This window comes from Streptomyces xanthochromogenes, assembly GCF_014650455.1.
In the GTDB taxonomy this organism is placed as follows: domain Bacteria; phylum Actinomycetota; class Actinomycetes; order Streptomycetales; family Streptomycetaceae; genus Streptomyces; species Streptomyces xanthochromogenes.
Window position 1 is genome coordinate 358930 of sequence record NZ_BMUZ01000011.1, and the last position, 8396, is coordinate 367325.

General features: G+C 67.6%; 7 protein-coding genes. 2 read left to right on the forward strand and 5 right to left on the reverse strand.

Annotated features, from left to right (window positions below; all coding sequences use genetic code 11):
• Genes IE267_RS28125 through IE267_RS28145 form a run of 5 tightly spaced genes read right to left on the reverse strand, consistent with a single transcriptional unit; the run spans position 1 to position 5567 of the window.
• On the reverse strand, positions 1-1503 hold the full coding sequence (locus tag IE267_RS28125) for a PqqD family protein (protein ID WP_205380416.1): 1503 nt from the start codon (positions 1501-1503) through the stop codon (positions 1-3).
• Positions 1500-2738: an ATP-grasp domain-containing protein gene (locus IE267_RS28130; protein WP_167159919.1), complete on the reverse strand. Its 1239-nt coding sequence runs from the start codon at positions 2736-2738 to the stop codon at positions 1500-1502. The genes IE267_RS28125 and IE267_RS28130 overlap by 4 nt, the downstream gene beginning before the upstream one ends.
• Complete coding sequence (locus IE267_RS28135; RefSeq protein ID WP_167159917.1) at positions 2738-3226, reverse strand: cobalamin B12-binding domain-containing protein; 489 nt, start codon at positions 3224-3226, stop codon at positions 2738-2740. The genes IE267_RS28130 and IE267_RS28135 overlap by 1 nt, the downstream gene beginning before the upstream one ends.
• Positions 3223-4467 (reverse strand): MFS transporter, encoded by a 1245-nt coding sequence (locus IE267_RS28140; protein WP_161249984.1) that lies wholly within the window; start codon positions 4465-4467, stop codon positions 3223-3225. The genes IE267_RS28135 and IE267_RS28140 overlap by 4 nt, the downstream gene beginning before the upstream one ends.
• 5 nt (positions 4468-4472) lie before the next feature.
• Positions 4473-5567: an LLM class flavin-dependent oxidoreductase gene (locus tag IE267_RS28145; RefSeq protein ID WP_189765140.1), complete on the reverse strand. Its 1095-nt coding sequence runs from the start codon at positions 5565-5567 to the stop codon at positions 4473-4475.
• A 579-nt stretch (positions 5568-6146) separates the two neighbouring features.
• Here IE267_RS28145 and IE267_RS28150 point away from each other — a divergent pair.
• Both IE267_RS28150 and IE267_RS28155 read left to right on the forward strand, forming a co-directional pair.
• Positions 6147-7142: an asparagine synthetase A gene (locus IE267_RS28150; protein ID WP_229861466.1), complete on the forward strand. Its 996-nt coding sequence runs from the start codon at positions 6147-6149 to the stop codon at positions 7140-7142.
• Positions 7139-8396 (forward strand): glutamate synthase-related protein (locus tag IE267_RS28155; RefSeq protein WP_189765141.1); only part of this gene is annotated, 1258 nt, incomplete at its 3' end. The genes IE267_RS28150 and IE267_RS28155, both read left to right, overlap by 4 nt.

The following is an 8396-nucleotide window of genomic DNA, read 5'->3' on the forward strand; positions in this document are numbered from 1 at the left end:
TCACCGACCGGAGATCATCTCGAGCTTGAGTCCGCCGGTCCCCGGGTCGAAGGTCTGCACGCCGGTCTTGTGCGGGTCGTCCGCCCGCACCCGCGCGATCATCGAGTCCCGCGCCGTGAAGTCCGTCAGCGAACTGCGGTACAGGGTGCGCAGCTGCGACAGCGAAAGGGCCGACGTCCCCTCCAGCCAGGCCACCGCCTCCGCCTCGTCGGACGAGCCGTCGAGGACCGCGCGCAGCCGCTCGGCGCTGCCGGACATGTCCGGGTGGCAGCGGTCGAGGAATGCCTGCAGCCGCTCGCCCTCGTTCGTGAACGGCGAGAAGACCATCGCGACGAGCGCCGGCTCATCGAGGCCGAAGGCGTCGCGGGCGAACTCCTCCGAGAGCCGACGGCGCTGCTCCATCTTCTCGGCCGAGTCGTACCGGCTGAGCACGAGCTGCGCCAGGTTCTCCGGCATCTCCTTCTTCTTCATCAGCTCCTTGCCGAGGTGAAGGTATTCGGTGATGCCGTCCTCGTACGTCCGGTCCTGCACGTACTGGGTCCGCAGCCCGCGCAGATGCGCCATGAGGTTGGGGTTGGCGCAGTCCGACTCGGAGAAGCTGAAGGCGAGGTCGTCGAACTGGAAGCCGAGGAAGTCGACGATCAGGTCCCAGTGGTCGTGCACCCGGTAACTGACGTGCTCGTAGATCGAGATGAACTCCGGCTGTGCCGACCGGCCGCCGGTGGACACCTCGCGCTCGGCCAGCTCCGTCGCCGCGTCGTCGCCGAACAGCTCGCGGAAGTACGTGTCGCCGATGCCGCGCAGGGCGATCAACAGGCCCTGGAATCCCAGGCTCCGGCACTTGTCGACGTCGATGCCGCTGGCCTTGGCCAGGCGCAGGATCCACGCGGAGTAGAGCAGTTGCTCGCGGCGGGAGTCCCCGGTGACGACGGCGTCGACACCGCCCTGCCACCAGGCGGCACGCCCGTAGAAGTCGGCGACCGAGAGGTTGCAGCTGTTGCAGAAGGTGGGGCGGCCGTCGCCGGCCGACCGGTGCCCGTTCATCAGCACGTCGAGACGGTTGATGTCGAGCATGCGCTGCGGCAGCGGCAGCACCCGCTCGAAGGGACGGATGAGCGTGTGGTCGATCGTGATGAGCTCGACCCGCTCGTCCTGCGGCAGCCCGAGGGCCCGGTAGACGCGGTCGATGTTGTCCATCACCGCCTGGGGCACGCCCGCGTGCCGCATGTTGGCGACGCGCATCACGAAGGTGTGGTCGAAGGTGTCCTGGAGGTACAGCTGGACGGCCCGTACGAACGCGACGACGTACGTGCTGTCCTTGCCGCCGCCGTAGGCGACCATGAGCTTGTACTCGGGGAGCTTGTCCGGGCCCCCCGCGGACTCGACGATCTGCTCGCCGACGGCCTTGACACCGGTGATCTCGACTTGGCTCAGATAGCCGAACAGGCGCGAGCGGAGAGTGGCATCGTGCTCGCGGGTGTCCGTACCCGGCTCGTTGCTCATGCGGAAGTTGCCTCGAATTCGAACGTGTCGATGATGTGCTGAATGTCCGTCTCCACCTGCGCCTGGTCCTCGTGGAGCAGGATGAAGCGCCCGCTGTGGAGGGCGTCGTAGGCACCGCCCGGCTGCAACACCTCGCCGACCCGCGGCAGGAGTTCACGCCAGACGGTCGGCACCCGTCCGCTCAGCGGCTCGGCCCTGACCACCCGGGCCGGCAGGTCCGCGGGCTTGGGGATGATGAGCCAGCCGCCGGCCGGGTCACCGGACTTGACCGGCGCGGGCACCGTCTCCCCCGCCAGTGACCGCAGCCACACCTCATAGAGGTTGACGCCGAACAGCTTGTTCAGCAGGTGGGGCACCTCCCCACCGCCGATCCTGCCGCCGATCTCCAGGAACACCAGCTCGTCCTCGGGCGTCAGGAAGAGCTCCAGGTGGAACGGCGTGTCGTACATGCCGAGCGCCGACACGTACTCCTGGGTGAACGCTTCGATGCGCTCGCGCAACGGCGACTGCTGGAGCACGACCGAGCCCAGGGGCGCACCGGCACCGAAGGCGAGGCAGTCGCTCACGTAGTGCGAGGCGACCTGGAAGCGGACCTCCGAGCCGGCCCCGATGTACCCGTCGACGTGGTAGATGTCGCCCTCGATGAACTCCTCGAGCTCATAGCGGGACAGGTCGACCGTCGGCAGCAGCTCGGCCAGCTCGGCCTCGCTCTCCACCCGGTGAACACCGATGCTCGCCGCGCCGTCGACCGGCTTCAGGATGACGGGGTAGCCGCAGTCCTCGGCGAAGGCGAGCACCTGCGAGGGATCCACGCACGCGGCGAACCTCGGCGCCCGCAGTCCTGCCTTGATCAGCTCCTGCTTCATGCGGACCTTGTCGCGGTACACCGCGACCTCGTCCGGGGTGGGCCCCGGGATGCCCAGGGCCTCGCGCACCCGTGCCGCGATCTCCAGGGTGAACTCGGACAGTGCGACCAACTGGTCGACCGGACCGGCCACTTCGGTGATCTCGGCGACGGCTCCGCGCAGTGCGTCGAAGTCGTTGACGTCGCCGATCCGGACGCAGGAGGCGATCTTCGCGGGGTCGGCGAGCACTCCCTGGGCGCCGAGCTCGTCCACCACGTAGCTCACCCGGTGTCGGTCGTGGTCGATGAACTCCTCGTACCGGGTGAGCTCGTTGTCCCAGCGCACTCCGTCCGAGAACCTCGGCCAGCGGTTGACGATGACTATGTGCATCAGTGAACTCCAGCTGCTGCGGATACCGTTGCGTCCCACGGTGGGACGACTGCCGCGTCCGCCTGCCAGCGGGCGAAGCCCTCCGACCGGCCGGACGTCAAGAAATCCCGGAACCGGGGTATGGCGTCCTCACCCAGGAAGACGTCCGTGTAGCCGTGTGCCAGCAGGTCGCGCCGCACCCGGTCGTTGTCCGACTCGGTGGTGGTCAGCTTGCCCCCCACCACACACGGCACCTCCAAGCCGTTCTCTTGCAGCGCGCTCAGCAGGACCCGGGCCCCGTGGTGGCCGTGCCCGTTGACGCTGGAGACCACGAGGAGCTCGGGCCGGGACTCGCGCACCGCCCGCACCACGAGGTCCACCGGCGTACAGCTGCCGAGGTTGCGGACCGTGGCGCCGTTCTCCTCCAGGAGCTTCTGCAGGTAGACGAGGTTCCAGATGTGCGAATCGGACTCGACGGTGCTCACGAGGCACCGGAAGGAAGTACTCACGCTTTGGCTCCTACGAGAAGGCCTTCACGAGCGGCGATCGCCCGGCGGAAGCTACGCATCGTCAGCGGGAGCAGCACGGCACCGAACACGCAGAGGACGACCGCCAGGGCCGCGACCAGGTTCTGCGGGCCGACGGCTGTGGCGGCACTTCCGACGAGCAGACCGGCGAGAGGAAAGGAGAGCAGGTTGAGCAGGTAGAAGGGGCCCATGATCTTCCCCAGGTGCTCCTGGGGAATGACCCTGATCCGCTGCGTCCGGTTGTAGATGTTGTAGAGCGCGTCTCCGGTCATGACGGCGACGTAGAGCACCGCGTACACCGCGAAGGACGGCGTCACGCCCACGAGCAGCAGGCCGGCCGCGAGCAGGGTGAATCCGAGGACCCCGAGGAACTGGACGCTGAATTTCCTCAGGAGGAACGGAATCAGCGCGAGGTTGACGAGCCCGATCACACCGACACAGGTGTTCAGGAGCGCGAACGCGGAGTCGGGCGCCTTGAACACGCCGGTCACCAGTGCCGCGTTCATGCTGAGCAGCGTGGCGAGGGCGAAGTTGATGGCGAAGTTGAGCACGCCGAGCAGGAGCACCGGCCGGTTTCCCGTCAGCAGCGACCAGCCGAGCTTGAGCTCGGCCAGATTGGCCCGGGCGTTCTGCCGGGCCCGCTTTTCCCGAACGCGGGGCAGCGGCAGCCAGCACAGACCGGCGAGCGCGAAGACCGCGGCCGCGATACCGAGCAGCCACACCTTGCCCAGGAGGACGGCGCCGAGCATGGCGAGGGCCGGACCGAGGGCCATGGCCAGCAGCTCCATGTTCTGCACCAGCGCCTGGGTGGCGGCCAGTTGCTCCCCCTTGGCGATCTGCGGGACCATCTTTTCCACCGACATCCGCACCGGGGCCACGAGCACCGACAGGAGGGCTCCGCTGGTCATGAGGGCGGCGGTGGTGACGGACGGCCGGAGCAGGAGGACCGCGACGACGACCGTGAGGACCGCGGCCCGCCCGGCGGCCACGCGCGAGAAGAGGCGTGCGCCGCCGTCCCGGTCGGCCAGCAACCCGGCGAAGGGATAGGCGATCAGTCCGGGCAGCCATTCGAGGGCGAAGGCGAAGCCGAGCGTCGAGAGTTCCTTGCTGTCCTGGAAGATCAGCAGCGGAACGCTGAAGAGCACGACCTGCTCGGCCATCAGGCCGAGCAGCACGCCGCCTGCGAACAACCCGCGGTGCGACCGCGGAACGGGCGTTGTCATGGCGTTCAGGCGTTTCGCTCGTGTTCGCGGACGAGGGGCAGGACGCGGGTGTAGAAGTTCCGCATCTCGTCCCTGGTGGGCCAGCCGGAGAAGATGAACTCGCTCACCCCCGCCGCCTTGTACCGGTACAGGTAGTCGGCGACCTCCTGGTGGCTGCCGACCACGCACAGCGCGGGGCCGCCGCGGTAGGCCACGGCGCCCGAGTACAGCATCGGCGAGAGCCAGTCGCCCTCGGCCGTGTCGGCCAAGGTGAACGAGCTCTGGACGGCGGCCGAGTCGGACTTCCCCACGAAGTCCTTCACCCATGCCTTGTGGTCCTCGTCGGGGTCGCGCATCATCTCCGCGAGGTCCGCCAGAGCCTGCTCGCGGGTGTCGCGGGACAGCACGTGCATACGGATGCCGACGCGGGTGTCCTGGGCCAGCAGCGGCTCGGTGACCCGGGCGATGCCCTCGGGGGTGTCGCCGTACCGCAGCCAGCAGTCGCCGTACTCGATCGCCGTCTTCTGGGCGACCTCGGAGGCACCGCTGAGATAGATCACGGGCCGGCCTTCGCCCTTGTAGCCGAGGCCGAGCTGCGCATCTTCGATGCGATAGTGCTCACCGGTGAAGGAGACCGACTTCTCGCCCCGCCAGAAGCGGTGCAGGATTTCGAGGAACTCGTTGGACCGCGCATAACGCTCGTCATGCTTGAGGAAATCGCCGTAGTAGCCCTGCTCGACCGGCGAAATACCCGCCACGAGGTTCAGCGCGATCCGGCCGTCCGACATCCACGAAACGGTATTCACGACCTGCGCGAAAAGAGTCGGAGAAAGCAAACCCGGGCGGTACGCAAGAATGAATTTGACATTCTTGGTCTCGCGGACCAGTGCGCCGATCATCGGAAGCGGATCGGGCATGTGATAGCTGATCCCCATCAGAAGGGAATCAACTCCGAGTTCATCCGCCTCCTTCGCGAAGTCAACGATTCCATCGAAGTCGAGCTGTCCGGTGGCGTACTTTTCGCTGGCCTTCTGCTGACCACTGTCCAACGGCGAACACCAGTGGAACTTCAGCCCGCCCTCGCCTGCCGCCGCATGACGGAACCCGCCCTGTGAAGTCATGTCAAACCTTGCCCTTAGTGATCTTTTCTAGGTTCACGGAAGAACAGGGAACCAGCAATTCACTGCATGGTGGGCGAAAGACAGCACCAGAACGGGTGACGCGTTGAAGCAGGCCTAAAAAGCCCCGTACCCCCGGTGTTGACGGTCGCATCCATAACCGCCGAACTAGAAGCGGGCAGCCCCTGACACCCCAGCCCGCATTCGAACCGATCTTGACATGGTCAACACGACGCCGTCAAGATCTATTCACCGCTGCGGATTGAGGTCGATGTCACCCCGAGGGGAATCGAACCCTCCGCACGGGCCCTGTATATGTATAGCGAACGGCGCGCGCCCGACAGGTGCACCAAACACTCACAGCAAGACATACGGGGGATAACAAAACCAGGTTCACGTGACGTCCATCACAGCCTGCCGTGTTGCTACAACCGGCGTGATGGGTCTAGCGCACTCAACCGCTTTAACCAATATGCCCGTTTGGTTGCCGCGAATCCGATATCGAAGCACGGCGCACCTGCGATGAATTCTCGTACGGACATGACGCCCGGCATACCCGCCAGGATGGGAAAGGTTCACAACTTGTCCAGCAAGACCACGGGGGTCGCACTCCCCTCCCCGCGCGCCCACCTCACCTCCGCGCGGACCCGCGCGACGATGGTGGTGAAGAACAAGTTCCTCGCGGGAGCACGTGAGTTCCTCAACCAGGAGAGCTTCACCGAACTGCTGCCGCCCATCATCGGACCGGTGACGGACCCGGGTGCGCGCGGCGCCAAGCAGGTCGACATCGACTACTACGGCCACCGCTACAAGCTGATGACGAGCGGAATCCTCTACAAGCAGGCATCGCTGCTCAGCTTCGACAAGATCTTCCATGTCGCCCCGAACGTGCGGCTTGAGCCGCTGGAGACGGCCGTCACCCACCGGCACCTGGTCGAGTTCCACCAGCTCGACGTGGAAATCGCCGAGGGCTCGCGCGAGGACGCCATGGACGTCGCCGAGCGCCTGACGAAGTACTGCGTGGAGTACGTACTGCTCAACGCGCAGGAGCAGTTGGAGATCCTCGGGCGCGACACGAATGACCTCAAGCGCGTGCTCGACGGCCCCTACGGCCGGACTCCGCACGCCCGGGCCGTGGCGGACCTCCAGGACCGCGGCCACGACCAGGAGCCCAACTCGGAGATCGACTGGCAGGGTGAGGAGATCATCTCCGCCGCCGCCGAGCAGCCCTTCTTCATCACCGACTATCCCAAGGGCTCCCGGGGCTTCTACGACAAGGAGAACCCCGCCGAGCCCGGCGTGCTGTGCAACTTCGACCTCATCTTCCCCGGCGGATACGGCGAGATGATGAGCGGCAGCGAGCGCGAGGCGGACTACCGCAACCTCATGATGCGCATCCGCGAGACGGGTGAGAACCCCGCGAAGTACGAGTGGTACCTGACGCTGGCCCGCGAGGGCATCCCCTCCAGCGCGGGCTTCGGCCTCGGCGTGGAGCGCTTCACCCGCTTCCTGTGCGGGCTCGATGCCGCCTGGCAGGCCACCGCCTATCCGAAGCTCCCGGGGGACCCGCGCCCGTGAGTGATCTCAGAGCACCCGGCTTCCCCGAGCAGCGCGTGCGCACGCGTGCGCGGATCGGCACGGCGGACGCCTTCCCGGACGCCCAGCAGTACGGCACGACGATGTTCGGACAGCACGGCGAGCACACGGCCGCGCCGGTGGACGCCATCGACCGGGCGCGCCTGGTTCCCCCGGTGTTCGTGCCGCTGCGCATGGAGAAGCTCTTCGACCTCGGCCGCGAGCCCGTGGCGGGGGACGTCGATCTGTCGACGGCCATCGGCGGGTTCCGCTCGGCCCTGCCCGCCTATGTCTCGGCCTTCGGTTCGACGCGGGTGGCCGGCGGCGACCTCGGCCGGTCCGTCGCACGCCAGGCCGGGCGGCTGGGCATGCCGATGGTGATCGGCGAGAACATCGTGCCGGTGGCGGGCTACGGGAGAATGGCCGACGAGAGCGAGAGCTCATTGCTCGGCCGAATCACCGAGTACACCCGGGCCGTGCCGGACGGCCTCGGCGGGGTCGTCGTCCAGCAGAGCACCGAGGACGCCGACGCCGAGGTCTGGAACCTCGTCTACACCGACCCCGCGGCCCAGCCGCTGCTGGAGTCGGGCAGGCTCGCGTTCGAGCTGAAGGTCGGTCAGGGCGCCAAGCCGGGCGTCGGCGGCATGACGCTGGTGCCGCGCGACCGGGGTGCCGAACTGGCCGCGCAGTACGACGTGATGGACCTCTACGGGCCGGACGGCGACGCGGTGCTGCGCTCCAGCAGCCCGGGCACGTTCACCGAGGAAGTGCTGCGCCAGCAGATCCGGCTGATGCGGAACAACTATCCGCGGTGCCGGGTATGGGTGAAGCTGCCGCCCTCGCGCGACGTGGACCGGGCGACCGCGATCGCCTGGGAGGCCGGCGCGGACGCGGTCACCGTCGACGGCGCCGAGGGCGGCACCGGCTGGGCGCCGCGCGCGTTCCTCGACCACGTCGGCGTACCGCTGGCCGAATGCCTCGACCTGATCGACGCGCAGGACAACTGCCTGCTCGTGACGGGCCGGATCTGGGAAGGTGCCAGGGCCGTGAAGTGCCTCACGCTCGGCGCCTCGGCCATCGGCCTCGGCCGGGCCGCTCTGACGGCGGCCGACGAAGACCCCGAGAACGGGCTCGTCGCCCTCGTCGAGTGCCTCGCGCTGGAGATGCGCCTGCTGATCAGCGCCCTGGGCAAGTACGAGGTGGGGCAGCTGAGTTCGCAGGACGTGTGGCTCGAAGGCCGCGCCCCGCGCCGGCAGC

Excerpts from the sequence above, each read along its gene's own strand:
- IE267_RS28125 (WP_205380416.1), bottom strand. The coding sequence starts at position 1,503 with ATGAGCAACGAGCCGGGTACGGACACCCGCGAGCACGATGCCACTCTC.
- IE267_RS28130 (WP_167159919.1), bottom strand. The coding sequence starts at position 2,738 with ATGCACATAGTCATCGTCAACCGCTGGCCGAGGTTCTCGGACGGAGTG.
- IE267_RS28140 (WP_161249984.1), bottom strand. The coding sequence starts at position 4,467 with ATGACAACGCCCGTTCCGCGGTCGCACCGCGGGTTGTTCGCAGGCGGC.
- IE267_RS28145 (WP_189765140.1), bottom strand. The coding sequence starts at position 5,567 with ATGACTTCACAGGGCGGGTTCCGTCATGCGGCGGCAGGCGAGGGCGGG.